24 protein-coding genes and 2 pseudogenes are annotated in these 26,415 nt (G+C 41.9%); 3 read left to right on the top strand and 23 right to left on the bottom strand.

Annotated elements, in window-relative coordinates; translation table 11 throughout:
• Positions 1-125 precede the first annotated feature (125 nt).
• From C1T21_RS04030 to C1T21_RS03980, 11 genes are all read right to left on the bottom strand, one after another.
• Positions 126-602, bottom strand: a complete 477-nt coding sequence (locus C1T21_RS04030; protein ID WP_103047313.1) for a Dps family protein — start codon at positions 600-602, stop codon at positions 126-128.
• A 421-nt stretch (positions 603-1,023) separates the two neighbouring features.
• Positions 1,024-2,751: an adenine deaminase C-terminal domain-containing protein gene (locus tag C1T21_RS04025; RefSeq protein ID WP_103047312.1), complete on the bottom strand. Its 1,728-nt coding sequence runs from the start codon at positions 2,749-2,751 to the stop codon at positions 1,024-1,026.
• A gap of 28 nt (positions 2,752-2,779) precedes the next feature.
• Positions 2,780-3,838 (bottom strand): ABC transporter ATP-binding protein, encoded by a 1,059-nt coding sequence (locus C1T21_RS04020; RefSeq protein WP_103047311.1) that lies wholly within the window; start codon positions 3,836-3,838, stop codon positions 2,780-2,782.
• Between the two features lie 16 nt (positions 3,839-3,854).
• Positions 3,855-4,643 carry an ABC transporter permease gene (locus C1T21_RS04015; protein WP_013312456.1) on the bottom strand — a complete coding sequence of 263 codons (789 nt, stop codon included), beginning with the start codon at positions 4,641-4,643 and terminating at the stop codon, positions 3,855-3,857.
• A gap of 6 nt (positions 4,644-4,649) precedes the next feature.
• On the bottom strand, positions 4,650-5,468 hold the full coding sequence (locus C1T21_RS04010) for an ABC transporter permease (RefSeq protein WP_103047310.1): 819 nt from the start codon (positions 5,466-5,468) through the stop codon (positions 4,650-4,652).
• Between the two features lie 27 nt (positions 5,469-5,495).
• Positions 5,496-6,425, bottom strand: coding sequence for a nucleoside hydrolase (locus C1T21_RS04005; protein WP_103047309.1), 930 nt, complete (start codon positions 6,423-6,425; stop codon positions 5,496-5,498).
• Entirely contained in the window at positions 6,425-7,498 is a 1,074-nt protein-coding gene (locus C1T21_RS04000) for an ABC transporter substrate-binding protein (RefSeq protein ID WP_061830502.1), read from the bottom strand. The genes C1T21_RS04005 and C1T21_RS04000 overlap by 1 nt, the downstream gene beginning before the upstream one ends.
• Before the next feature lie 175 nt (positions 7,499-7,673).
• Positions 7,674-8,018 (bottom strand): hypothetical protein, encoded by a 345-nt coding sequence (locus tag C1T21_RS03995; protein WP_029518631.1) that lies wholly within the window; start codon positions 8,016-8,018, stop codon positions 7,674-7,676.
• 383 nt (positions 8,019-8,401) lie between these two features.
• Positions 8,402-8,713 (bottom strand): hypothetical protein, encoded by a 312-nt coding sequence (locus tag C1T21_RS03990; RefSeq protein ID WP_103047308.1) that lies wholly within the window; start codon positions 8,711-8,713, stop codon positions 8,402-8,404.
• Between the two features lie 32 nt (positions 8,714-8,745).
• Entirely contained in the window at positions 8,746-9,042 is a 297-nt protein-coding gene (locus C1T21_RS03985) for a WXG100 family type VII secretion target (RefSeq protein ID WP_013312462.1), read from the bottom strand.
• Between the two features lie 38 nt (positions 9,043-9,080).
• Positions 9,081-10,547 carry a Tle-like phospholipase domain-containing protein gene (locus C1T21_RS03980; RefSeq protein WP_103047307.1) on the bottom strand — a complete coding sequence of 489 codons (1,467 nt, stop codon included), beginning with the start codon at positions 10,545-10,547 and terminating at the stop codon, positions 9,081-9,083.
• Positions 10,548-10,700: 153 nt separating this feature from the next.
• Here C1T21_RS03980 and C1T21_RS03975 point away from each other — a divergent pair, with 153 nt between their 5' ends.
• On the top strand, positions 10,701-10,979 hold the full coding sequence (locus C1T21_RS03975; RefSeq protein ID WP_258012358.1) for a hypothetical protein: 279 nt from the start codon (positions 10,701-10,703) through the stop codon (positions 10,977-10,979).
• Positions 10,980-11,338: 359 nt separating this feature from the next.
• A complete protein-coding gene (locus C1T21_RS03970; RefSeq protein ID WP_103047305.1) occupies positions 11,339-11,692 on the top strand; it encodes a hypothetical protein in 354 nt (117 codons plus the stop codon).
• 56 nt (positions 11,693-11,748) lie between these two features.
• On the opposite strand, the gene C1T21_RS27220 is transcribed toward C1T21_RS03970, so the two are convergent.
• The 12 genes and pseudogenes from C1T21_RS27220 to C1T21_RS03920 all read right to left on the bottom strand — a co-directional run bounded on the left by C1T21_RS27220 (position 11,749) and on the right by C1T21_RS03920 (position 24,787).
• Positions 11,749-11,895 (bottom strand): hypothetical protein, encoded by a 147-nt coding sequence (locus tag C1T21_RS27220; RefSeq protein WP_180984547.1) that lies wholly within the window; start codon positions 11,893-11,895, stop codon positions 11,749-11,751.
• A 26-nt stretch (positions 11,896-11,921) separates the two neighbouring features.
• Positions 11,922-13,316, bottom strand: a complete 1,395-nt coding sequence (locus C1T21_RS03965; RefSeq protein WP_103047304.1) for a hypothetical protein — start codon at positions 13,314-13,316, stop codon at positions 11,922-11,924.
• A 21-nt stretch (positions 13,317-13,337) separates the two neighbouring features.
• The gene (locus C1T21_RS03960) at positions 13,338-15,362 is read right to left on the bottom strand and encodes a polysaccharide deacetylase family protein (protein WP_103047303.1); all 2,025 of its coding nucleotides are present in this window, start codon (positions 15,360-15,362) and stop codon (positions 13,338-13,340) included.
• Between the two features lie 8 nt (positions 15,363-15,370).
• Positions 15,371-16,459 carry a hypothetical protein gene (locus C1T21_RS03955; protein WP_103047302.1) on the bottom strand — a complete coding sequence of 363 codons (1,089 nt, stop codon included), beginning with the start codon at positions 16,457-16,459 and terminating at the stop codon, positions 15,371-15,373.
• A 59-nt stretch (positions 16,460-16,518) separates the two neighbouring features.
• Positions 16,519-17,706, bottom strand: a complete 1,188-nt coding sequence (locus C1T21_RS03950; RefSeq protein ID WP_103047301.1) for a hypothetical protein — start codon at positions 17,704-17,706, stop codon at positions 16,519-16,521.
• A gap of 166 nt (positions 17,707-17,872) precedes the next feature.
• Positions 17,873-18,319: a hypothetical protein gene (locus tag C1T21_RS27730; RefSeq protein WP_258012367.1), complete on the bottom strand. Its 447-nt coding sequence runs from the start codon at positions 18,317-18,319 to the stop codon at positions 17,873-17,875.
• 150 nt (positions 18,320-18,469) lie between these two features.
• A pseudogene (locus C1T21_RS27725) lies at positions 18,470-18,921 on the bottom strand (hypothetical protein); the annotation flags it as partial.
• A 25-nt stretch (positions 18,922-18,946) separates the two neighbouring features.
• Positions 18,947-20,386: a discoidin domain-containing protein gene (locus C1T21_RS03940; RefSeq protein WP_103047300.1), complete on the bottom strand. Its 1,440-nt coding sequence runs from the start codon at positions 20,384-20,386 to the stop codon at positions 18,947-18,949.
• A pseudogene (locus tag C1T21_RS03935) lies at positions 20,383-23,243 on the bottom strand (phage baseplate assembly protein V). The gene C1T21_RS03940 and the pseudogene C1T21_RS03935 overlap by 4 nt, the downstream one beginning before the upstream one ends.
• Positions 23,244-23,293: 50 nt before the next feature.
• Complete coding sequence (locus tag C1T21_RS03930; RefSeq protein WP_071643719.1) at positions 23,294-23,671, bottom strand: DUF4280 domain-containing protein; 378 nt, start codon at positions 23,669-23,671, stop codon at positions 23,294-23,296.
• 14 nt (positions 23,672-23,685) lie between these two features.
• A complete protein-coding gene (locus C1T21_RS03925) occupies positions 23,686-24,198 on the bottom strand; it encodes a hypothetical protein (protein WP_103047299.1) in 513 nt (170 codons plus the stop codon).
• A complete protein-coding gene (locus C1T21_RS03920) occupies positions 24,182-24,787 on the bottom strand; it encodes a hypothetical protein (RefSeq protein ID WP_103047298.1) in 606 nt (201 codons plus the stop codon). Before C1T21_RS03920 ends, C1T21_RS03925 begins: the two co-directional genes overlap by 17 nt.
• 371 nt (positions 24,788-25,158) lie before the next feature.
• On the opposite strand from C1T21_RS03920, the gene C1T21_RS03915 reads away from it, so the two are divergent.
• Positions 25,159-26,343: a GAF domain-containing sensor histidine kinase gene (locus C1T21_RS03915; RefSeq protein WP_103047297.1), complete on the top strand. Its 1,185-nt coding sequence runs from the start codon at positions 25,159-25,161 to the stop codon at positions 26,341-26,343.
• Positions 26,344-26,415 lie beyond the last annotated feature (72 nt).

Raw genomic sequence — 26,415 nt, 5'->3', positions numbered from 1 at the left:
CATGACTCAAGAGCCCGTGGTCTTCCACGCCTTCTCGTCATTATACTCCAGTGGCAGACTGGAACCAACGGGATGTGTATCTTGTTCACCTGATCTCCATATACATGGAAATATAAACCAATTAATTATCCCAAATACGCACTCAGCATCCAGATATGTTTATCCATTGCTTCTCTCAAGCCGTTAAGAAGATCCTCTGTCGCTTTATCCTGTGCTGCTTCCGCTGCTTCCATCCCATTAGCCAGTTCAACAGTGATGGTTTTAAAATCAGCAACAACGGACTTCACCATATCATCAGCTGTCTGCTCATCTGCGGACTCCTGAATAGCTGAAAGTTGCAAATGCTCCTTCAAGGTCGCAGCCGGACGGCCACCAATAGCCAACAAACGTTCAGCAATCGTATCTAGATTAGCTGTTGCTTCATTGTAAAGCTCTTCAAATTTAGCATGCAGTGTGAAGAATTTAGGTCCTTTCACATACCAGTGGAAATAGTGCAGTTTCGTATACAATACAGACCAGGTAGCTACCTGACGATTCAATGCCTTGTGCAATTCTTGAATAGCCTCTTGTGTAGGTGCGTTCGTATGATTTAATGTACTCATGTTAAAATCCCCTCTCGTTTTCATTCAAAATATAGTTGGTGTAAAGCTTGGATACTCGTTAACAGTAGTGTCTGATTTTCTTCAAAATCCCATGCGTGAATCCAATAAATATTTATTAATTAATTTAGACTTAATCTAAATCCTGTTTTAATTATAACACTGTGTCGATGTTTTTCAAGTCTTAATTCGGTTTAAATCATGAAGATTACGTGAATTGATTGTAAATCAAACTCTATAGGCAATAGGATATCCAGAATCAAGACTTATTTATCTTCTATACATAGGTTACATCAATAGGAGTAAAGAAGATGTTAATTTTGTCTGCTAAAGTATCTGTATTGTAGGCAAAGTCCATAACTTACTACCTCATACCTAGCCACGACAAAAAAAGAGCCGACCCGTAAGAGGGTCGGCTCTTTTATTATTCTTGCATCTCTGAAGGTTCCACGATTAAGGATACAACCTTGCCAGCATTTACATCAATCAGGCCGTGATCGGTAATTTTCAAGGCCGGGCTGACTGGCAAAGAATGCGTACACAGTGACATGATTGGATTGTAATGGCGGTAGCCCAGCGACAGCAAGGCTGAACGAAGCTCCTTCACATGGGCCGCAACCATTTCCAGCGGTCCTTCTGTTAAAATCCCGCCTACGGTTAACGGCAAATGGGACAGCACCTTGCCATTTTCAACTACACAAAAGCCGCCTTGGCTGGATAGAACCGTATTCGCAGCCAGTATCATATCTTGCTTGTTATGCCCTACGACCAGCAAGTTATGGTTATCGTGCGAATAGGTGGTTGCCACTGCTCCACGTTCAATCGTATCTCCCCCGATCAAACCGTAAGCACGGTTGCCATTCTTTCCATACCGTTCAAACGTAGCAATAAGTCCATGTTCACCATGTTCCCATACCAGTTCCCCCTGCTCTACTTGAGCAGGTGCAATCCGTTCGCTTGTAAAAGTTGAGCCATCCTTGACCATCATAATACGACATTGATGTGTGCCATCAGCTACATCCATCTTTACCGTAAAATCCTGCTCCGTGAGCGGATTGAGCTTCACACTTTGATAAAAATGGGCGGGGAAGCGGCTTTTTATCGGTGCTTGATGGTATTCCTCGAACTTATCAAATACCTTGAGTCCGTCCTTATAGACTTGCTCCACATCAAATTGACCAAGATCGGACAGCAGTACAAAGTCAGCTATTTTTCCCGGTGCAATTGTTCCGCGGTCATGCATTCGCATCCGTGCAGCAGGAGTAAACGTAGCTGCATAAATGGCATCCTCAGGCTTCATGCCCATTCCGATTGCTTTACTTACAATATGGTTCAGATGCCCTCGCTCTACAAAGGAGTCTGGCATCACATCATCCGTTACGAAGCAAAAATGTTGTGCCACATCTTCCTGAATAAGATAGTCCATCACTTCGGGGGTCATGGATTTTTCCTGGATTTCAATAAACATCCCGGCGGACATCCGCGCCTTCATACCTTCAATACTTTGGTGAGTATGGTCTGAGCCTATCCCCGCATAGATCAACTGATGCAGGTCCAAATCAAGCAATTGCGGCGTATGGCCTTCAATGATCAGCTCCGGGTAATGCTCACGAACATGGCGTAAGATGCGATTCGTCTTGCTCTCCGGATCACGAATGACATCCACATAGTTCATAATTTCACCCAGGCAGATCATTTCACCGGTTTGCAGCAGCGCATCAATCTCGGGAATACCGATCTCGCCTCCTGAGGTTTCGAGCGGTGTTGCCGGGACGGAGCTTGGGATGCCGTAGAACATATCAGCCACGCAATCCTTGCTGGCTTCCATCATTTCCTGGATGCCTTCCAATCCGAAAACATTCGCCATTTCGTGCGGTTCTGGTACAATCGTCGTTACCCCATTGCGAATCAGCCCATAGGAAAAGGTTGCCGGTGTCACCATTGTGCTTTCGATATGCAAATGGATGTCGATCAGGCCGGGAATCATATATTTCCCGTGCCCTTCGACAATTTCAGCAGCCTCGAAAGACTCCAGACCACGCTGACCGATATACATAAACTTACCGTCAAGTATAGCTACATTACCTTCTTCGAACGTTTTGTAGTAACTGTTATACACCTTAACTTGTAAAATCATTTTGTCTGCACGCATGATGTATCTCCTTCATCGAACCCGCTGATTATTGGACCAGCACCATTTTATCTGCCGGAAAATGCAGGGTAACCCGCTGACCACTCAGGTAAGGCGTATCCATTTCCTGATTAGCCGTAAAGTTGCCTTTTGCCGTTTCTACCACATACTGATAGCTACGCCCCAGGTAAGTACTTACCTTAATAATACCGGGAAGCTCATTTTCCCCTGTCTCGTTGCCTTCTGTTCGAATGACCAAATCATCCGGGCGAATAGCGCCCTGGCGAGCACCCGGCTGGGCCGTACCCTGATTACGCGCTACGCCGAACGAAAGATCGCCTGTATTCAGTCGAATACGATCCCCTTCTTCAGTACGCTCGTCAAAGCTTAGAAAATTATTAAACCCAATAAAACGGGCGACAAATTCGGTCGTCGGATATTTAAAAATGGTCGATGGAGCATCTAATTGTTCGATGTTCCCCTTATTCATAATCGCAACCTGGTCAGAAATCGAAAAACATTCCTCCTGATCATGCGATACATACACAGTAGTGATGCCCAGTTCCTGTTGAATACGGCGGATTTCCACACGCATATTTACACGCAGGTTAGCATCCAAGTTACTCAGAGGTTCATCAAACAACAGCAGATCGGGTTCAATCACAAGCGCTCGCGCAATCGCAACACGTTGACGCTGTCCGCCTGACAATTCACCGGGGAAACGTTTTTCAAATCCCCCCAGGCTAACCGTATCCAGCATGGTCATAACGCGGCGCTTTACATCATCTTCCTTTACCTTGCGTAACCGCAGACCAAAGGCAACATTATCAAAAACGGACAAATGCGGGAAGAGTGCATAACTTTGGAATACAAAGCCGAAGTTCCGTTTATTCACCGGAACCCGAGTATAATCCTTATCGCCAAACAAAAATGTTCCTTGTTTAGCTTCGAGAAATCCTGCAATGAGACGAAGTGTGGTCGTTTTGCCACAACCACTCGGTCCGAGCAACGAGAGCAATTGCCCCCGTTCGAGCTGCAAATCGAAATCCTGCAAGATCAGTTGGTTGTCATAAGCGACCGATACGCGATCCAGAGTAAGCAGTGCCATAAGGTTGAAGCCTCCATTACCTTTTAGTGAAGTAAGACAATCCCATCAGTCGTTCAATCAAGAACATCAGGATACCGGTCAAAATCATCAGCATAACCGAAATCGCTGCAATCGTCGGGTCAAAATAATTTTCGACGTAAGTCAGCATTTGAATGGGCAGGGTGCTGAAGCCCGGTCCTGTCATGAAGACGGAGATGTCGACATTGTTGAATGATTCCAGAAAGGCAATCAGGATAGCCGCAATAATACCTGAGCGGATGTTGGGCAGAACCACCTTGAAAAAGGTTTCCAGCCGTCCAGCCCCCAAACTAAGCGCTGCTTCCTCAATCGCAAAATCAAAGTTAGACAAACTGGATGCAATGACTCTAATAATGAACGGCAACATAATCACCGTATGTCCGATCAATAGCCCAGCATATACTGGTAAATGGTAAACAATGATCAAATAGCGCAGCAGTGTAAAACCAAGAACGATACCCGGTATAAGCAACGGGGAAAGGAACAAAGCATTCAGCGCATCCTTCCCGCGAAACGAAAAGCGACTAAGTGCATAGGCGGCAGGCATACCGATCAGCAGTGCCAAGATGTTGCCTAGCAGAGAGACGACAATGGACGTTTTGAACGTGGACATAAACAAATCCACTTCAAAAATATTTTCATACCAGCGCAAAGAAAAGCCCTGCGGAGGAAATTTTAATACCGTGCCCGGCTCGAAAGAAGTGACCGATATGATCAACAGCGGACCGAGCAGAAAGATGAAGACCAGCAGGCTAAAGAAGCCTAGTCCGTAATGTTTCTCCCGCATATCCACCTACCCCTTCGGATTGAGTTTATGGGCCGCCTTATTTAAGAGACCGACCACGATAAATGTAATAACAATCATAATTGTTGCAATAACAGAAGCTAAAAACCAGTCGTTTAGCGTCATCGCGTTCTGATACAAAAATGTAGCGATAACCCGCTGTTTTCCTCCAAGTAGTGCTGGTGTCGTATATGCAGTCAGGCTGCCTACGAAAACGAGAATGCTTCCAATGATCAGACCCGGCACAGACAGCGGAAATACGATTTTACGAAATGCGCTGAATCTGGAAGCCCCGAGGCTCTGAGCAGCATGAACAAGATCACCGTCAATATTTTCGAGCACACCAATCAGTGAAATAATCATCAGTGGTAAAAACAAATGAACCAGACCAATAATCATCGCTGCCGGGGTGTACAAAATATTCAGCGGTTCATCTACAAGTCCTAAACCGATGAGCACGTTATTTAACAGCCCCTTGCGACCCAGAATGACCATCCAGCTGAATGACCGCACCACCGGACTCGTCAATAAGGGAAAGATAGCCAGCGCAAGCAAAATACCTTTACGACGCGGGGCCTTTTGCGAAATATAATAAGCCGTCGGGAAGCCGAGTAATACGCACACGAGTGTCGTTACGACACTGACTTCCAGCGTAGTCAGCAATATTTTCAGAAAGTAAGGGTCCTTGAAGAAATGGAGATAGCCTTCTAGGGTGAATGAGCTGTTCTGTACGAAGGTCGAACCGATCGTCAACACAATCGGAATGACCATGAACACCGCCAGAAAGAGCAGACCTGGCAGCAGCCAATACAAGTATGTTTTCTTCATGGGTAGCTCCTTGCGGTTATCAAAATGTTATTCCTTATTCAGCACCTGGATAAACAGCTCCAGAAAAGCTTCGCTGTCCACCTGTTCGCACACATTCATATTGGGGCTATGATTGAGTCGATTCTGCACATCGCCCACCGTTTGTCCGTCACATATACGACTGGAGGTTTCCACGTCGACATACAACGACGAGGTACCTACTAACCTCGAATTCAATGCGACACCCACGGCAAGCGGGTCATGAAGCGCACACGCTTTTACCCCGTTGCGTTCTTCATAACGCTTGGTATACACAGCCGTACTTTCAGCTACATAATTACGAATTGCAGGATGGGACAGACGAGCAATATGATCGGCAGTCAGCAGAGCCTTCCGTGTTACATCCAGTCCCACCTGTATCAACCGACCAAATCCTGCATGAAATACGATCCGTGCGGCTTCAGGGTCAGCATACATGTTGTACTCCGCTACAGGAGTAATATTGCCGCACCCGTGAATAACACCGCCCATAAAAATGACCTCATCGACGTGATCCGTCAGTTCGGGACACTTCAGCAGCGCCAGTGCCAAATTGGTGAGCGGCCCGGTGCAAATGAGCGTCACTTCCCCCCGGTGAGCCATCACGGTATCAATGATAATATCCGGCGCAAAACCTTCGGACGCAGACATCGCTGGGACTACTCCACTCAATGCACCTCCAATGCCGTCTTCTCCATGGACACGGTGCTCGTGCAGACCTTTACGTATTAAGGGAGCCTCCGCCCCCCGATAAACCGGAATATCCGGTCTATCCAAAAGGTCGAGGATTTTGCATGTGTTCAATGTTGCTTGTTTAAGTGAAACATTACCGCATACTGTAGTAATTGCTTGGATATCCAGCTGACCACTTTTGGCGGCCAGTAAAATACCCAACGCATCATCAATGCCCGTATCTACATCTAATATGACCTTTTTCATTATTGTGCTACTTCCCGGTTCCAGCGATCGGTCCATGCCTTGATATGATCGTTAACGAACTTCATATCCAGCTTAGTCAGCTTGTTCACTACATCTGTACCGTACGTAATTCCTTCTGTATCCGCACCGGACAGTACCACCTGCGTGTTCACCGGAGAATCAACCTTCGCCTTGGCGGATTTTTCTTGAACTTCCTTGCTCAGCTGCCAGTTGATAAATTCCTCAGCCAGCTCCTTCTGGTCAGAGCCTTTCACTACATTAATCGTGTTCATTACTGCGTAAGCACCTTCACTAGGAGCTACAAATTTCGCTCCTGGCACAGCCGCCTGCAAATCTTTGAAGTACATTTCCATGATCGGACCGCCCGCAATTTCCTGTTGACTAAACATGTTCACGAACTCGGACGTTTTACTATAAAACTTAACGATATTCGGACTCAGCTCTTTCAGTTTTCCGAAGGCTTGGTCTTCATTAAACTCCTTACTACCCGCTACCTTGGAGGCTGCATCTACCATCATCGGTCCGGCAGTCGCCGTAATATTTGGCAAAGTCACGTTTCCTTTGAACTCAGTTCCCCACAGGTCAGCCCAAGAGGTCACATTCTTTTTCACCAGCTCCGGATTATAGGCAATACCGAGACGCCCGACCGTATAAGCAGGACCATACTCCTCACCCAGCGGCGCTTTGGCAATATCATAAATTTGGTTCAGGTTCGGCACCTTGCTGCGATCCAGCTTCTCAAACAATCCCTGTTGAATTCCTTGTTGAGCATAATAATCAGACAGATAAATCAGATCGACGTCTGTGCTGCCTTGACTGATTTTGTTCAACCGTTCCGCGTTATTTCCAATTTCCACCACGATGTCAACGTTATGTTCTTTTTCAAAAGGCTCGTACACTTCTTTGTTAAAAAAGTCCTCGGAAAAGCCCCATGTGGAAATAACTAGTTTCTTTTTCCCATCAGCTGAACCATCTTTTCCATCTGTCTGACCGCCAGTAGCATTACTGCCGCAACCTGCCAGTACCACGGATGCCAAGGTCACAGCCATAAACCCTTTAAACCATTTCTTCATATGAAACTCCCCCTATTTTTTTATTATGCACACCTTATGACACAAAAAAGAAAAGTACTCTTGTAAAACAAGAATACTTTTCTTCGTAAACAAAGAATAAGTTGATCCCGCTGCGCGTTATAACAGGTTCTCCCCTCAGATAGATCCGAAGCGAAAAGCCGAATATCCAATTTTGTTAGGATTCCTTCAGAATGATGTTCGTAATAGCCCACTGCGTTGCTGAATCATAATCACGCAGTAAAGCATCTATATCGAGCTCCATATCCTCAATCAGCTTCTCGCGAAGTCTCTTCTTGTACAGCATGGACATTCGGAAATCCACTTCCAGCTTCAAGCCGGGGGCTTCCACTTCCAATGCCGCCGAGCGTGGAGAACGCCGGTGCTTCGCCACAAAGGTAACAATGTTGTTCTCAACGGTGGCCCGCAGCAGCGTGGTCCCGAAGCCGAACAGTTCCTTTGAAACTTCATTGTAAATCTGGCACATCCGCTTCTTGCTTTCGTTACTGTCGAGCAGCGTCATGAACCCACCCTCATCAGCATATTACGTACAATCAATCTTTCAACACGATAGATTATACATAAATATACGATAAATAGCAAACAAAAATCCCTAATCTAATAACATATGATGCGAAAAAGCGAACAATATGTCGAACTTTGTAGCTTTTCAACATTTTTACACTTTTTTCGTCTAACCCTTAAGTTTTCGAACACTGCTATATTCCCCGCAGGAAAATTAAAGTAGACTACAAAGTCGTTATCGTCACCACTCTGGGAGAATATTTTTTTCTTCTACTATATATGTAGTTTTTATTTAAACGCATTTAACCGTACCCCGCGGGAGTCCCCAAGCGATTGTACGGTTTTTTTGTTATGTAGCTGACTGGCCAGATGAGAACCCCTTCAAGAAAAAGCCGATTGAATCCACGAGGACACTACGAGAGTAGCTGGCCACAACAGCATAAAGTTAGCTATGATATACGCCTTCTTAAAAGCATAACGATGATAAAAATACCAACAGCTCCATGAAATAAATATTCCTATCGGGTAGCTCATTATGACATAGGCAAAAATATAATTGATGAGATAATCTCCAGCTGTTGGTGCATCGAAAGAAAATGCGACCACCATCAGCATGGCCGGATAGGCAAATAACGTTAAGCCATAAACGATATTCAATATAAGTAAAATGACAAATGCAATTTGATCTTTCATGATGTTCTCCTAACTATTGCAGTCTGCCTGTATCACCATTGTGCAGCCCGTTTACGTCTCTCCTCACGCCGATCAGCTTCTTCCATTTTGCGAATATAACGTTTCAACTGCTCTTTATGATCGTCCAATTCCTGTATTCGTACAGTTGTGCCTTGGAGAAACGTCTCCATTTTACGTGTTAATTCAGCAGCCGATTCGCCCCGCCAGTCTTGCAGCCTACCATATATATTTTTCATCTGCTGCTCCTGATGCTGAAGTCTTTGCTTTAGCTGCTCGCATTGCTGAACAGCCCTACGCAGATCCCCCAGGCTCAAAGATATTCTGCTCATCTCTTTCGCCTCCCGTTGTGTTCTTCCAGCTGCTCTTTTTATTGATCCACCATCGTAAATTCCTGGCCCTTGCGATCTATATACTCTGCTATCTCTGTAATCGATTCCTGATACCAGCGATTGATCCGATCCAGTGTTGCCGTTGCACTATGCGCAATTGGGGTCAAAGACTGACTTTCACTTGTCCCGATATGAGCCTGAAATAACTGGATGGATGCTCGGGTATCGCTAGAAAATCCATGCAGGCTGGAACGCATCTGGTTAGCCGCATGCTTTAGCTCCTCAGGTGTTAATTGAATTGTGCCCCCATTTTTGTTGCCCACAAAATATGCTCCACCATTGGTGCGACCATTTTGCTGGCCTTCTCCCATCAGATTCACTCCCAGTGCAGTAGCAGCAAACTGCCCGAAGGCACCTATTTGTCCACCGTAGCGTTCGACCAAATCGCCCATGACTTCTTTGAATTCCGCCTCTGCCGCCAGCCTTTGTTCGTATGCCTGCACCCGTGGGTTACCTTCCACCAGTTGCCCGTCCATGGTGTACAGTGGATTGCTGATATTGCCGGTACGATCGTCAAATGTAAAGTGCGCCATTCTATGAGTATGTTCTCCCCCTAATAAAGAATTATAGAACTTGGTGAATGCATCTTGCTGCATCATAGGCAATGTAATCGGGACATAAACAATAGGAGTCCATTTGGGGCCAAGAATAAGTCTTTCCAATTCGTTTTTTCTTTCCATGGGAATTGAAACAGGAATAGTAAACTTGGCTACATTGGCAGTCTTATAATCACTCCCAATATGATACGTTTCTCCTACATGTTGATTAGCTTTAGTAGCTCCCCCGCCAACAGTATCTCCGGGATGGGCAAAAGCCACATTTGTTTTCCTGAACTCTCCTGCTTCTACCCTCTTTTGAAGATTCTCAGGTAGTAAGTGTACAATGCCGGGAGCATTAAAACTCACGGATGATAAACCATTTTTCACTGCAATATATTCTGCTTCTGCACCGCCTAAAGAATGACCAGTCGTAGATATTTCGGCAACAGGGTACTTCTTCTTCACTTCATCGTACAAGTTTTGGGCATGCGTAAATTGATTATTTTGATACTGTTCCTCATATTGTTTAAATGAACTTTGTACCTGTGGAGGGAAGGTTTTTACCTCTTCCGGATTATTTACATAATAATCATGGATTTGATTCAGAGTTTTTGCCCGTCCACCTACGACATCGTTGATATCCGTTCCCCAGTCCATCGCAACACTCCACTTGGGACGATCCGGTGGCTCTGTTCCTCTATAACCGATAATTACCTGATTGGTTTTTTCATTATGGAATACAGTCGCATCGAATCCAGAACCGTTTGTGTCATGTAATAGTTTCTCATCAAGTTTTGCTACTTCCCAGCCCGGAGGGGTTTGATCCTTGTAACCCTTTGGATGAGGTTCCCTTTCGTAAGCTTGGTCGGCAAGCTGCCAATATATCTTGTCTTCAATGAATGTCAATGTATATTCCCACCTTGTTTACTAAGTAAATATATTATAAAGTTACATAATAGAGGTAATATAATCAAAAAGGAGCTCATCAAATTGTATAGAAATTTAAGGATTGCTCTTACAATTATTCTAGTCACCATCCTTATAGGAGGATGTTCAAGCATGTCCAGTAAGGAAAAGGAAGAAACCGTAAAAACAGCCACAGCTAGCGGCGTGAAATATATTAAATCCCACTATAATTCCGACTTCACTTTAAAAAAGTATGAAATAGAGGAAAATACCGTTCATGCAAGAATTCATCTTTATGGCTATATAAAAGGAAAAAATAAAGATACCATCATTATTTCATATGATTTGGACTCGAAAGAAGTTGTCAATGTTACGGGACCGGATTGGTTTATTGATAGTAGAATTATAGACAAAAATGCACCCTTCTCCTAAAGAAAGCGAGACGTACCTGTTCCATAAAATAAGATTCGCTTTTATTCAGTAATTAAGTTCACTCTTCCATTCTCAGGAAGTAGTATCATTATAATGTATTATGTTTATTTCGAGTATCATTCGGAATACAAATGAGAACAAAGTCGGAGAGGATTGTATTAATGGTCATAATTCATACCTAATAACGATTAGGACTTTGTAACTGTATGTTAGAAGAAATTTGCATATATGAACACAATTTTTAGAGGTTGTACGGAGCTAATCCTGATATTGGCTATTATAAGCTATTCTATTATTAACAAACAAAGCAATAATGTTTCTGGGTATATAAAAGGAGATAATAAGGAGAAGAATTCAACTTGAAGAAGAAAAAGGTTTGGGGGAGTATCCTTATATTACTTTTCATCCTTGTCGGAATCTTTTGTTACATGCAATATACAGCAAATACAGAAAAAGAAGCATACGTTCAATCTGGCATACCCATCGGAAAAGAATACATTAAGAAGTATTATAATGCCGATTTTATTTACCAAAATAACGAGTTTATTGGCAGTTACGTTAACTCTACCGTTTATCTCCGTGGCTATATAAAAGGAAACGAAGGCCAAGTCATATCTATTGCCTACGATTATAAAAAGAAAGAAGTACTTGATGTAAGTGGACCGGATTGGTTCATTGACAGTAGGAATCCTAAAAAGAATTCAGAACATTGAACCATGATTGCAGAAAAGGCTCTTTAGGAGCCTCTTCCAGTCGTCGTTAGTCATATTTAACGCTCGTCACCTTTGGTACTATGCTGAGTTACATGAATAAAAGGATATTCGCCTTTGCTTATTTTACGTTTCCATTCTTGAATCATATCTTCTTGGGTCGGCGGTTTCTCATTCACAATTGCTCCTGTAGTTACTTTAGCCATGGTTTACCCTCTCTTGGTGGTTTTAGTTATTGCGTCTTTATCTTTTCTCCAGTCATTTTGATGTTACCATCCATTTCTACCAAACTCGTTTTACATTTTAAACCGATAGCATCCTTCGCGGTGACCTGTATTGTGTTACCCGCATTGAACACCAGGTTCCCGTCGGCTTTTACACGGATATCCTTTTTGCTTCGCAGTTCAATTCCATGGTCATCCAGCAGTCGAATCACCACTTCATCGTCGTTCCCCGTAATTAAAATTTCATTTTTCTCAAAAATAATAGCTTTGCGGTACTTGGTCATAAAGATCTTCGTCGACGGGTCCTTAATAAAGTCACCGCCTTTGGATCTCTTTCGGATCGAATGGGTCACAATAGCGTCTTTTTCTTTAGAGGTCGGAAAGTAGATATCTACAAAATCAAACAGCTCCGGCATGCAGTACCATCCCGTATTCCCTTCCGATGTATAAAATGTAGCCGTTGGAAAAGCGCAGGTTTCCTTGACGTTAGGCTTGACCTTATCCATTTCATAAAAGAAAACCTTCACATGATCCTGCTCGATTCCAATGACCTTGGATTTCAATGACATGCCCCGAATGTCCTCATTTACAATCAAATCCTGTTTCATTCCATCCGCTGTAGTCAGCACATATTCATGCCACAAAGCACTATGTCGTATAAACGCAACAGACTGCAGGACGTATAAAGCTTTCCCTTTAAATTTAACCTCCGCCCCAATTTGCAGCAGGACATCTCTAGCCCCTGTCGTTTGTATTTTGTAATACAAAAGATTGTCTTCCTTGCTGGCCCCTGGCTTGGTTTTTCTGGTCATCGAGTAGTTATACTGTTTGAGCTCACCTTGATTGACACCATCCGGTAATCCAAAATAAAACTGCGATTTGTCTCCAATCGGATCAGGTATCAGTCCCCAACCAATCCGAGACGCTATACGTTTTAAAAATGACCAGTCCGTTTCGTCGAATTGCATCGTAAATTCCTGTAGAAGCTGATCTTTTAAGCGGCTCGTACAATTCGCTTTGGGATATGATTTGAGTACATGTTCAAGCAATGCCTGCACCTTCATCTTCACATTTTGAAAAGATTGTCTATGAAGCACTTCATCCAACTGGCTTGTATAGGATAGGGCTTCGACGACCAAATAGGCTACATTGGACACCAACTTGATTCTGAACTGCGTGACTAATCCCCTAAATAATACAATCTGCTTCTGATCATCATTCACATAAGAAACGACTAACTTCGCCCCTGCCTCCATATGATCTGTGTACTCTTCCATTTGGGCACCCGTTAACACACCCGTCAAAAAGACTTTCACATGCTCATTCATTTTCTGTACAACTTTAACTTTCGGATTTTTAAGAGATAAAACTGTTCCATTATACTTGATGATTGGATATCCCATGTTACCGCTCCTCTATGTCGGTTAGTTTACGTTTATCCGTTGTTTGCTTACGTATTGAATGACCTCTTTAATGGTTTGATTATGTCCTTGATCGTCGAGAGCCTCATCTAATGTAGGAATCGTGGTAAAAGTTTTATTTTTTTTCTGAAAATATATGTCCGCTATAGAGAATTCATCAACTCTACCAGATCCATGAATCCCATTATCAACATTGGCAATGACGATAACATCCTTCAATCCATCCTTATTCACATCCTTGAAGGCCACTGCTTCTACTCCTCCGTAACGTGCAACCCACTCACGGTTCCCGTAGAAATTGGGGAATGGATAAAGAATATGTCCTTGGTCATCCAATAGGAAGAAAAAGAATTTACGAAAACCTTCCGGATACCCATTTGTAGATACAAACCGTACTTTTCCAAAACCTTCGAGATTAGTTTGAAAAGACTGCGACTCTTCAATTTCATATTGGTCGGTATTCAACTTTTCACCGCCAACTGTGGAAACAGACTGATCCTCAACGGAACTTAACTCACTCCATAGTTCCTCATTTTGCCTAATATTCTCTGGAATTTGTGCAAAACGAATTTCATACTCCGCATGGTCCCCTACTACATGAGCCATAGGTACACTCATCCCCAACGAATCATTTGTGAGATAACTAAACGATTCCATTTCTGCTTCCGCAGGCGAACCTTTGGTTACATCCGCGTTTGCTAACAATTGAATCAAATCATCTTTTGTGAAATCACCGATTAACCCTTGTTGCTCTGGCTGAACAGCTGTAATCTTCCCGCTTTTTATAAGCTCAATAAAAGGTTTCTCGACTTTTATCAGATCTCTCAATCTTATTCTTGAAACCTGCTTCATATCCAGGTTCGTCGTATAAAACATATGAGTAGGATAGGCTGCATCCTTCACATAATAAATACCCGTATATTGAACACTCAAGAATCGTTCACTTTGTCGTTTGATCTCATAATCAATTTCGACATGGACTCCAGCATTGGAATCCGCATAGTCATGTAATCCTTCTAAAGCATCAGTCTTAAGAATTTGGTTTAAAGATTTCTGCTTTGCAATATTCTTGAGTTTTGTAATTTGAGGGTATTTAATCACGATCCCATTTTTTGAATATTCCTCTTGAATGAGTTCATAGCTTTGCCGTTCACTATAAGTATTCAAGGCGCTGCTATATTCGGAATCAATACGGACTTCTCCACTTTTGGAGAACTCAATGATAAGGTTTTGTTCAGAATCATCACTGTTTATTAAGAAACCATCACCGTGGTCTAAAACTCCAATACTCATACTATCATGTTGCCGATTCTCTAAAATAAACTCATCTATATCCTCGTTCAATTCCCACGCATCCGGAAGCTTTATCTTATCTATTACTATTTCTTTCTGTGTCCATTTTTCCCCGGAGAGTTCCCACAACGCAACAAATACGGGATCTGGATGATATATTGAAACATATCCCCCTAACAACAGCTGTATTCCCTTGTCTGAATCCCGAACCACGAAGTCTGTAGTCAATTCTGGCCCGCCATCCTCAATCATCTGAGCATGTACAAGTTGCTTAGTACTCCACCACTGAATAAATGTGTATTTATCTCCGATCGTACCTGTCACCGTTTTAGGTGCTCTATAATTCACAACCCTAACGTTTAGCTGCCCGCTTTTTAACGGAAACGATTTTGTTAAGATAGTGAGATTATTATCGAACTTTTCTACTAATTCTCCATCCTTCATCTCTACACTCTTAGGCTCGTTTAACAACAAATTAAGTTCCTGTGTGAACTCCTCAAGCTTATCTTGTCTGGTATCATCATCCTTATTTTCATCGTTGACTATATGAAGTTTTTTCACTAGCGTGTTCAGCTTTTTCGAATAGGAAATCGTTTTATCGTCATTTTGGAGAGAAAGTGCATGATTTGTTTCATTTGTTGGAGAATTCTGTTCCTTCATGCATCCATTCAGCACTACACAGGAAATGAGTATTAACAGGACGCAACCAGCTCGCCCGTACTTCAAGTAATTCATGCTGGATATCACACTTTCTGCAATTTATCGTTTATCTCTATACTCATAATCTTCCACTTGCCTGATTGCTTTTCTAACGTAAATAGAAGTCCTTGGTTTGATTCCTCTTCTTCTGAGCTACTCTTTACCAAAAACACCCGCTGATTAGCCTCATTAGCAATCTCTTTTACATTCAAGTCTAATCCTGTATAGTCCATAGCGGAAAAATCTATGATATCTTCAAAATGATTTTTCGGGCTTGCTGACAACGCAGTGAATTCCGCCATTTCAGGCAAGTGTATCAAGAAGCGATTCATAAGATAATGATCTTCCAAATAATTTTGGATAATATCTTTAGGAACCGTAGGACATACAAATTTTTCATTTCCATTCTCGTATAGTACTTTTGTTTTTTCAGGTCCGCTGCTGTCGAATTTTTGATATGTTATTATCGTATGTTGTTGAGTATCCTGAAAACGGTAATAACTCACATCCTCAAAAACACCATCTTTATTAATATCCTCCAGCTTCCTGATTCCTTGCCCTGTTGCTTCTGGATAATTGTAATTCAGGTTGCTAATTCGGTTATGGTCTAAAGTAAATATAGAGAATCCTTCGGCCTCATCCACTTCGCTAGTGGAATATACTACGATAAACTTTTGTTCTGTTTGATCCAGCTTCATGATCTTCATGTCTGTATTAAGATGTGCAACTATAAGTGGGTCCTCTAATTTACCAATGATGTGATAGCCAGCATCCTCCCGGACTACAAATACGTTGTCAATCACCCCTTTTTCTAACCCAAAAGCAAGCACGTATTCCGGCTTTCCATCAAGGTCCAAATCTTCTTTTAACATTTTCTGAAGCTGCTCATTTGGGGGTTGGATTTCCTTTATAAACTGATCTAATGTGTTAGAATCTGCGACGTAATTTCCATTTCTTTTATTTTTCGGATTTACATTATTGCTATTTCGATCTTGTTTTTGAGCAGCAGACTCTGGCTCAGTCTCAACTTTTTGCCCTATCACTTGAGTGCTAGGTTTGATGGGGTCAACTGCCTGCTGCTTCTCATTCGTAGATTTTTCGGAACATCCATTCAATAACAGACTAAATAACAATATTAAAAATAGTATTCTATTTATAAAATTGATTTCAAAAAACCCCCTCTTTGTATTAATTAATGCACGTTTATCCGTTGTTTGGTTACGTATTGAATGACATTTTGAAGTGTTCGGTTATGTCCAGTTTGATTGATACTCTTATCCAATTCAGGCAGGGTAGTGTATGTGTTATCTTTTTTCTGAAAGTAAATCCCCGCAACAGGCAGTGTCTCTATTCCGTCTGCATTAACTCCGGTGATGTAATCAGCAATAATAACAATATCCGTACGTCCATCCTGATTCAAATCCTTAAAACTTACTGCTTTGATCCTATCAATCATTTTACCGTTGTTACCATAAAATTCGGGGAATTCGTACAGAATCTTGTTTTCCACGTATTTGTCACTGTTAACTTCCAAAAAAAACTTTGCTTGAATCAGATCATTCGTATCCTCATCTTTTAAAGTGGATATAAACTTTACTTCTCCCCATCCATTAAGAGTGGTAGTAAATGATTGTTCCCTTTGAATAGTATATGGTTCTAGATCAGGGTCGGGCTGAGCATCCTCTTCTACATAATCAGCACTACGTTGCTGTTTTATGGATTTCTCCATATTATATTCTATGAAGATATTATTTACTTTTTCCGTTTCAGTATCCCACTGAATCCTCAAATGTAAGCCATTCTTGGAATAAAGCAGACTCCCATTTGTTACAATACTCGGTTTGCCGTAGAGCTGTAGCACTTTGCCAAGGGTATCACCGATCTTCAAGCCTCTTTTTGTTTTAAACTTGGGATTCTCCAAACTCACGGCTACTAAATAGCTTTCACCATCCACCAGTTCCTCCCCTTCAAGTTCAATCTTAGATAAAACTACAAATCTTATTTCTGGCTCCTCATAGTTAGGATAGGACAGACTCCATCTTCTATATGTTCCATTCCCACTATTATATCCTCTATTGTTAGCTTCAAATCCTTCACTGTAACCCCACTTATGGATAAGTTCTTTAATATCCGTATTCTTATCAATCTTATGTGATCGATATGAGACTTCAAAGTCGTCGTCCTGAAGGGACTCCGGATCGGCAGATGCAATATTCTGGGATTTTTCGACTTTTTCACCTCGATAGTTCCCTGTGCTCTGGTCTTTGACGCTAACTGTTTTCTCACTTTTATAATTATTGATATTTGTGGAACCGCACGCAGTTACTCCAAAAATCATTATAAGCATCATAATGAAATAACCGTAACTTGGTTTGTACACTTCTTTTCCTCATTTCGAATTGTGATTTATCTTTCACCGACGATACTCCACTCACTCGTATCATTTTTTCTGCTGTCGTTACCATTTTGGGTAGGTTTAAATTTAAAATTAGGAAGCTTAATACCTTCGGATGCAGCAATTTTCTGAGTTACACTTTTATCAAGACTCAACAGATATTGTTCATAGTTAGAAGCTTCATTCCCACTAAAGGTATGTATATTTTCCGCACATTCTCACCCCAACGGTTATCGCTAGCGTATATACCACATTCAACCCGCTTAGATTTCATTCTAAGAATCGGCGTGAACCAATTACAGTATTGAAAAACGTCTCCTTTGCCTGTAATACCACTCAATTTATTGTTTTTTACTACTGCTTGCCTAAATTCCTGACCATAATATATATATCCTAATATTTTCCCAAATATAAGGCTATTGGCTTTCATCAAATCTTTGGCATAATTAGTTTCAGCACCATGCTCACCATCGGCCGCCCTATTTGTACTACTAGTGTTAAAACTTCCAGTTCCTTCTTGAACAATAATTGCTAACAAAAAACGGGGATCAATCTGAATATCATATGTTTCTTGTATCTTCTTTGTAGCTTCCCACAAACCATGCAACTTTTCCTGGTTCCATTTCATTTTGGTGAAATTTAATGAGCGTCTTTTAAATGTTTTCTCAGCTTTAGAACTACCATTATACTGGAATTCAGCAGGTATCCATTTTCCAGCCGGAGTCTTTACGTTCGTTTTTGTAGGTTCATCTTTCGATTCGGTGGTAACGGGTACTTCTGGTGGTGCTTTAGTACTCGTATCAATCAGACCTAGCTTCTCGCGTATAGCTCGTCCCGCTTTCTCAGCAGCTAACTTTCCATGATATTTCCGCTCGCTTCAGCCGTCATCCAACGAACGGTTTCTTTTTTCATTTGCTCTTTAGCCCACTTAGGAAACGTGGCCATTTCACGTAATTTGCTTCGCAGCCCCTCTGCCAGCTTTTGCGCTTTACGCATACCAACCTCGTCACCATTGGCTTGAGCAATATACCAATCCTCTTTGTATTTACGCATCCAGGTCTGGGCCCAGTCGGGATAATTTAGTTTTTGTTTTTTCTGTTCTGCTGCAAGATCAAATGCCTGTGCTTTCCTGTGTGCATTAGCAGTTGCTAAAGCTTTCAACATAGGTGTTGCACCAAACGTTGGTTCTTTCCACTTCATATGTCTTCTCCTTTGTTAGGGATGCTTAGAAAAGTCGTAGATCAGATATACATGTATCCTGATATTTCGTTCCACGTTCAACCGATAAAATAGTAAGTTTAATAAATGAGGTATATATGGTTTTTTTAAAATTTTTGCGTGCGTTAAATTCATTCAATACCAGAGAGGAGCCGTCTGAGAATTGCAACTTTAGTTTCTGAACTCGATTGTTTTCCCGATAACTTTTTTCAGACTTAGCATATCCATTAATAATTTGGATGCCATTTACCTTGTGTAAAGAGCCAAGATCTAATACTATTGTTTCTCCTTCCCCGTTGCCCTTCACGCCTTCACACCATGCAGTAGCTTTATCCCCATCCACCAGATTTTTGGCATCATAAGACTGGCTACCTTCACTTGATAGAGTGGATGAAGCCTTGATTTGATGCACTTTTATTTCACTTTCATATTTAGAAAAGTCATTAGCGGTATAAAACCACTGCACAGGTGTTGCCATATTTCCATCAATTGTAGTGATGGGTGCAGCTTTACTTTCGAAGCCTGTATTTATATTCAGTTTATAATTGGACGGTGAGTCTAACTTTTCAAACCATAACTTCGACCCATCACGAGACATTAAAGGTCGCTCCATCCCTTTGCCTAAAAGGCGCTCCTCTCCATTACTTACATTTAACAGGTACGTTTTAGTTACTGACATAGAATCAAGGGAATAGATTATTTTATCTTTCTGAACCCATTGGTTAACTATCGCCATACCAGAATCTATATGGATTTTCTTAATGATTCTATATTTTGATACATCAAATACGACAATATTCTGCTGGCTGTCGGTAAAACAAAACTGGGTACTGTCTGGAGAAAATTGTCCTTGATGAATGTCATCTACATCTATAGAACTTCCATCTAATCGAATAGCTGTTGATTGATCAGTTAACGTGTCATATATATACGCTTTATCTTTTTTCTCATATAAATACTTAGTTAAATCAGAAGAAATTACTGGGTGGTTATAAGGCAACTCAAATTCATTTGCTTTGTTACCGGAATCTAAATCATAAATTTGTATTATTAATCTTGCTTCTTTAAATAAATCTAATACGAATGCGATTTGATTCCCATCATCTGTGATTCTCCCTACACTTATATAGGAATCTCGATATTTCTCTTTATCCTCCTTCGACTGTAGGAGACTAATCAGTTTCTCGGCACTTAAGAACCGTTCAACTTTTGCACCTTCCAACTGAACTAAAAATGCTGCTGGATCTTCTTTGCCTCCTTCTATCGTTAAAGCCCATTCTTTCTTTCTATTCTCTTTAGCAAGCTCCGTTTTATCAGATGATTTTACCACTTCTGAGGCCACATCCACCGTTTTCGAAGAAAAGGCAGTAGGGTCTTTGGCAAAAGCATTACACGCTACTAACACGATTAAAAAAATAATTATTAATATGTTTCTAATAATCTTCACTTTGATCTATCCTTCCGATCAAGAATAGCTAGTCCTTTTATATCATTAGGATGATTTCCCAATGAGTCCTCTATCACACCTACTGAAATAAGAAATCTTACATACTCATCTTTATGGACTGTAATACAACCTGTCGAAGTCGCTCTACCTACAGTATCGTTATTGTTGCCTTTGTGTATATTTATTCCATCTGCAGTACAATCCTTTTTTTGACATCCTTGGTAGCAGGAACTATTCCACCATTTCGAATACGCAAAGCAGGATAAGTATGCCGATGTCTTCCCCCTAGAAATTCATAAACTCCATCTTTAACAGTTTTATCCTTGCTCTCGTAATCTGGAAGCGTATTAGCATTTTTACTTGTGTACTTAATCTCGCCGTCTATCACCACAATAGCCATCGCTCCATACCGACCTTCTGGATGATCGAGTTGTTTGTGACTATAAGAGCCATCTCCTTCAAAGAAAAACACAAGGGGTGCCTTACGGTTTGAAGACAGTTTCTTTTGAATGATACTGTTATTGGTGTAATCGTTTATTCTGTACAGAGCTCGAGCCTGATTACCTTTTACACCCTTACTACTTATATAGTTTTCGATCTTTTTCACCGCTACCAATCCATCTTTATAATCATCAGGATTTAATGGCTTCGGTTCCTCCTTCGTTGGCCTTTCAGGAGTGACCGGAGCCTTCTTCTCCGTCTGCGTCTCCGTTTTCGTTGTTGTCGTCGTTGGAACAGTCGGCGTTGCAGCCTTGCTAACCTTAGGCCATGGAAGGATACCATTGGCTACTTGATGCAGGTACACTGCGAGCACATCACGACCATAGCCCTTATTCTCCAAGCCGTATTTCTTCGCAAAATCCTGCAATGCGGCGTTAAGCGCCTGGTCCCAATCGCCGGTAGTCGGCAGCTTATACGAGAAGCTGTCTGGATATTTCTTAGCAAGCTTGTTCAAATTCTCCCTGGCAAGCTGGCTGTTCACGCCATACTTACTCCGCAGAGCAGCTGCTTCCTTGGCTAGAGCCTTTTGATCAGCAACGGTCAGCTTATGGGCCGCATCTGCGTATTGTCCAGACAGCTCCTCCAACCGATTCGCATCCAGATAGGACTTGGCTGAATGACCACGAATCAGCTCGTTGATTAGCACGTTGTCACGCAGTTGGTTGGCGAGAAGATGCATCTGCTTTTGCTTGGCTTTATCGTTTGCGCTGTGCGCTTCCCACCACTGGGACGTGTATTCGTGCATTTGCGCTCTGGCCCAGGCAGGCATACGATCTATTTCTGCCACCTGCTGACGCAATTGCTTGGCCTTGGCTGCTGCTTCCTTGGCCCCTTTTTTGTCCCCGGCTGCCACAGCCTTGTAGTAGTCCGTTTTATATTGAAGCAGCAAATCCTGCACCCATTGCGGATATCCCTTCCCTTTCAATTCTTGAACTAGGGATTTATAGGCTTTTAGCTCTGCATCAGGCACCTGATTTTTCATGAGCTTACTAGCCTTGATATGAAGCGTTCCATCAGTTCGGATATAACTGCTTTTGCACGTCAGAGATATTTCGCGAGTAGCGGTCATTTGTACCTTTTTGCCATGCAGCACCAAGTCTGTATCGGCGTGAAATGTAAGATCGTGATGACTATACACGTGAATACCGGAAGCAGGATTTAAGCGTATAAGTATCTTTTCTTTTTGGGTGGAAAGTGCTACTTCTTTGTCGTCGAATCTCGCCACTTTTTGAGTTTTGGTATGAAATAGCTTTCTTGACGGCTTGCTGATTTCATCTCCTTTGTAGTCTCTTTTACGCAGGGATTGAACCACACGAGCTTCCTTTTCTTTGTTAGATGGAAAATACAAATGGACATGATCCCCTAGCTCAGGCATGCAATGCCAACCGATCCCATCCCCGGTATACATGGTGGGGTATGAAAACCAGCAACCCTCAACTTTGGACTGCATAGAATCCACGGACAAGTGAAGTTTAACGGATTCGTTTTCACCATCTAAATCAATGACTTTCCCTTCAATAGAGGTACCTTTGATTAACGGGTTATGTATAACCTCCCTCGGAATGCCTTCTTCTGGAACGAGAACATAGTCATATGTCATAATACCTTGCTTCATCTCTGCATGAACCTGATCAATCACCCAATGCTTTCGTCGAAACAAAACCATATCTCCAAGTTCAAAACGTTTCGTATCCTCCACTTCAGCATATGTATACCGGGGGCCTGACTTTGTTTTTTGGAGGGAAAAGTTAATACTACGCAGTTCACCTTTCACCTGTTCTTTCGAGGTACCTAGCCATAATCTCGGGAATACGGATGTAATCTCGACAATGAGTCCAGTTTGCAGATGAGAGGCCATTCTTTTTAGAAACTCCCAATCACTCTCCTCATACTGAATAGTAAAGCCGCCCAGCTTTTGATCGCTGTCCGCCAGGTCAATAAAATCCCCATGTGGATAGGCATCTATAAGTTCGCGGAACAGTTGATAATACGTCAAGTTGCTGTTTTGAAACGAACGGTTTTTCCGTTGTTGATCCAATAAATATGTAAAAGACGCAGCCTCAAGGTACATGTGATATACGCCATTTTTGAATGCAATTCTAATATTGGTGACGATTCCTTTAAAGATGCTAACTGTCCCTCGGTCTTCATCCGTCTCATATACCTCTAGCACATCTTCATCGTAAGCTAATCCATCATACTTTGCATGATCCTCATCCGGTATGAGAGCAGTGATGTACACCTTGCCGTGCTCATTTATCTTCTGTGTCAATTCAAAATCAAGTAGCCGGATAATTTCATACGGTGCATTCACTCTAATATTTCCATAAGTCAGCATGGTTCCTGCCAGTCCCATCTTACTCCCCCCGTTGCTTTTCATATGATGCAATTCCTACAATCTGTTAGCTATTCCTGCCCATCTGTCGTGAATGAAATTTTGCCGCACCACATGCATAAGTTCGTGGAGCAGCTCATAAGAGCCGGAGATTGATCTACGTATACATCCTTTTTCCCATTCAACCAAGGCATAGAAACGCTCGGTTTGCAGGGCTGCGGAATGATTTTCCCGGAATTTCCTTTGTTAGCAGAAGAGACTGCAGGATTATGCATACTACGGCACATTCCGAAAGAAGGGATATGCGTCTGCGGGTGAAAATCCTGAATATTCCCTTGCAGTTTGTCGCCAATACTAATCCCCCTGTTAGCTGAAACACTAAATCTTTCCGTATGACTTCCATAGCTGCAATGTATCTGTGCCCCGTCCACTACATAGCTCTCACTCATTCTTAGACTCTCCTTTATATAGATGGCCCCTCTGTATCGACCTTTTGTAATTTCAAGCCTGCCAGATTGAACTTCAAAATACATTCAGCCACATCGAGGTCTACAATAATATGATGATTGGCATCCTGAACCCTGAATATTTTATGATTCTCTACTTTATATTCATCTAGAATGATTTTCTTCAGTGTACCGTCCCTATGATATTCACTACGTGGTGATAAACACATCAGGCTAGGCGGATTTACCAGCCAATACCTTGTTTGCTGCATTCGCTGCATATCGGCAAAAACAACCAGCTTCCAGCTTAATCCGGCTTGATATATATCAAAGATTTCCTTTAGTTTCTCCGAAACGATGGATACCGGATGCTCTATAAAATCAATATAAGCCGCATCACCTGATACATAAAATTGTAAAATAGATTCTTCATCAGTACATGATGAGCTTTCTGCCCATTCCAATAACTGCCGGCGATTCGTCCCTACTGGATACATATACTCCGTAATACGATTATCCTGTTGAATCATGTAGTACTCCATAAGCTGTTGAATACACCACCTCACTGATTCCTTTATACTCCCCTATTCTTACTTCCAAATCGTCCTCACATTTCAACGCCTTGAATTCAGGTAAATGTACAGCCTGCTGAATGGCATCTTTCGCTAATTTCAGAATATATTGATGAAATTCCCCTGCAGCCTGGAGTACAAATCGCTCCACATCAGGCTGAAAAATCTTATTCATATAGGGTTTTCGAAGCTGATTCAATTCATCCTCCACTTCTGCTAAAAAGCGGAATGCCCAGCCTGCATCATAGATTCCATAACAAGGTTGAGGATCAAAGAACCAATTTTCATCATAGGCTTCGACGACATAGTTATAGTTGCGATCCATCAGATACGTGCGCCTCATAGAATAAGTAATGTATCCGATCCTTGTCTTGGCCACTTCTGCGGAATGGGCTTGCAGGCAGATCGATTGAAAGGATTGAATAAAAGAAAAAATGAGCTCATCTTTTCTTTGTTCATACAAACACGCTGCTTGATGTAATTTCTGGTTCAATACATCTTCCGCATAGGTCTTATGGAAGTGTTCTAGGGCTTCCAGTCTATTCATAATTCCACCTCTGAACCTATTATATAGAATATTTACATGATATTACTGGTTCTATCCTCCTATTTTATTACACAATTTTCATATCATGAGATTACATATGAATTTATGAAAATATAATAAAAATAATTACATTTTTTCGTGAATATGTAATGATATAAACAAAAACTCTCCAAGAAAGGCTAGAATTAGACCTAAGAAATGAAGGTTTGCGCAAGCGAATAGGTAAATGGAAGTAGAAAGATCGGTTTATAATGAAATAATCATGTATAATTAATGATACGCTCCAAAAACACATTCAGAGGATCGGGAATGGGATACACAAACTGCTAGAGTTTTGGATAACCACCACTTTGCATCAGGATTGGAGATACATGATTACTTCACCTACAGGTTTTTATAATAGTATTCAAGAGGCTACCGCACATGTCATTGATGTGTTGAGTGATATTTTGCATGTAAATACCATTTTCATTGCTGCTAATGACGGCATTACGAATGTGATTGTAGATTCATTTAACCGGGAAGAGGTGCTGGTTCGTAATGGAGAGGAGCTTCCTTTTGAGCTTAGCTATTGCAGTCTGGTGCTGAACCATTCTGCGGATTACCTCATCATTTCGGAAACGTCTACTCATCCACAAACACGTGATTTAGATGTGACTAAAACCATTGGAAACCACTCATTTACAGGAATCCCTATTCGAATGAAAAATGGTCAGGCTTACGGAACCATTTGTATTTTGGACGCGCCATCTGTACATTTGACAGAATCAGAACTGAAGGCACTACAGGCTATGGCCGTATTTCTGGGGTATGTAGTTGAACTGGAGAAAGGCAAGATCGATGCTGAAATCTCTTCCATGAGCAAGCTGGATTTGATATCTTCCCTGAGTAATAAAATTCGGTTTTCGCTGACCGAAATATGGGGAGCCACCGATCTCATGCTGACGACGGAGTTAACCGAGGAACAACAGCAATATATGAGCATCATGGAGTCGAGCAGTCGCTCGCTCATGACGTTATTGAGTAATATTTTGGATTACAGCCATATGGAATCCAGACAGATTGATGATATTGAAGATCCATTTGATCTGAGAACGATGATGGAAAATGTGTTGAGCCTGTATACAGAAGTAGCCGCGCAGCGGAATCTAGAGTTGAAGCTCGACTGGAATCTCACCAGCTCGCCTATTTTTATCGGGGATGAAGCTAAAATTCGCCGTATGCTGATTAATTTGGTAGATAATGCAGTAAAGTTTACAAGCACAGGAGCTGTCATCTTATCTGCAACCACCCAATCCGTGACCGATGCACCTGAGGTTGAACTGGAGTTAAAGGTGAAGGATACTGGGATCGGTATATCTCCTAACAAACTGAAATTGTGGCTTGAGCATGACCGTGGGAACTCTCCCTCATATGGCAATCCAGGATTGGGTTGGCAGATTACCAAACATCTATTAAAACGAATGAATGGTAAAATGACTGGAATCAGTGAACCTGGTAGCGGGACAGAAATAACGCTCCAGTTCACTCTGAAAACATACCAGGAGTCAGCATGAAATAGAAACTAGCTTGTGATAATTATAGGACGCATCATGTAATAGAAGCCCGTGACGCATAACGTCACGGGC

The sequence above is a fragment of the Paenibacillus sp. F4 genome (assembly GCF_002894905.1).
GTDB classification, from domain to species: Bacteria; Bacillota; Bacilli; order Paenibacillales; family Paenibacillaceae; genus Paenibacillus; species Paenibacillus polymyxa_B.
The sequence above is the reverse complement of the archived record's forward strand: the minus strand, read 5'-3'. Positions and strand labels throughout refer to the sequence as shown.

Coding starts and splice junctions, on each gene's coding strand:
- C1T21_RS03990 (WP_103047308.1), bottom strand. CDS start 8,713: ATGAAAGATCAAATTGCATTTGTCATTTTACTTATATTGAATATCGTT.
- C1T21_RS04020 (WP_103047311.1), bottom strand. CDS start 3,838: ATGGCACTGCTTACTCTGGATCGCGTATCGGTCGCTTATGACAACCAA.
- C1T21_RS04010 (WP_103047310.1), bottom strand. CDS start 5,468: ATGAAGAAAACATACTTGTATTGGCTGCTGCCAGGTCTGCTCTTTCTG.
- C1T21_RS03915 (WP_103047297.1), top strand. CDS start 25,159: ATGATTACTTCACCTACAGGTTTTTATAATAGTATTCAAGAGGCTACC.
- C1T21_RS03930 (WP_071643719.1), bottom strand. CDS start 23,671: ATGAGTGAGAGCTATGTAGTGGACGGGGCACAGATACATTGCAGCTAT.
- C1T21_RS03925 (WP_103047299.1), bottom strand. CDS start 24,198: ATGATTCAACAGGATAATCGTATTACGGAGTATATGTATCCAGTAGGG.
- C1T21_RS03995 (WP_029518631.1), bottom strand. CDS start 8,018: ATGACGCTGCTCGACAGTAACGAAAGCAAGAAGCGGATGTGCCAGATT.
- C1T21_RS04025 (WP_103047312.1), bottom strand. CDS start 2,751: ATGCGTGCAGACAAAATGATTTTACAAGTTAAGGTGTATAACAGTTAC.
- C1T21_RS03960 (WP_103047303.1), bottom strand. CDS start 15,362: ATGAATTACTTGAAGTACGGGCGAGCTGGTTGCGTCCTGTTAATACTC.
- C1T21_RS04030 (WP_103047313.1), bottom strand. CDS start 602: ATGAGTACATTAAATCATACGAACGCACCTACACAAGAGGCTATTCAA.
- C1T21_RS04015 (WP_013312456.1), bottom strand. CDS start 4,643: ATGCGGGAGAAACATTACGGACTAGGCTTCTTTAGCCTGCTGGTCTTC.
- C1T21_RS03965 (WP_103047304.1), bottom strand. CDS start 13,316: ATGGGATATCCAATCATCAAGTATAATGGAACAGTTTTATCTCTTAAA.
- C1T21_RS03985 (WP_013312462.1), bottom strand. CDS start 9,042: ATGAGCAGAATATCTTTGAGCCTGGGGGATCTGCGTAGGGCTGTTCAG.
- C1T21_RS03975 (WP_258012358.1), top strand. CDS start 10,701: ATGTCCAGTAAGGAAAAGGAAGAAACCGTAAAAACAGCCACAGCTAGC.
- C1T21_RS03920 (WP_103047298.1), bottom strand. CDS start 24,787: ATGAATAGACTGGAAGCCCTAGAACACTTCCATAAGACCTATGCGGAA.
- C1T21_RS27220 (WP_180984547.1), bottom strand. CDS start 11,895: ATGGCTAAAGTAACTACAGGAGCAATTGTGAATGAGAAACCGCCGACC.
- C1T21_RS04005 (WP_103047309.1), bottom strand. CDS start 6,425: ATGAAAAAGGTCATATTAGATGTAGATACGGGCATTGATGATGCGTTG.
- C1T21_RS04000 (WP_061830502.1), bottom strand. CDS start 7,498: ATGAAGAAATGGTTTAAAGGGTTTATGGCTGTGACCTTGGCATCCGTG.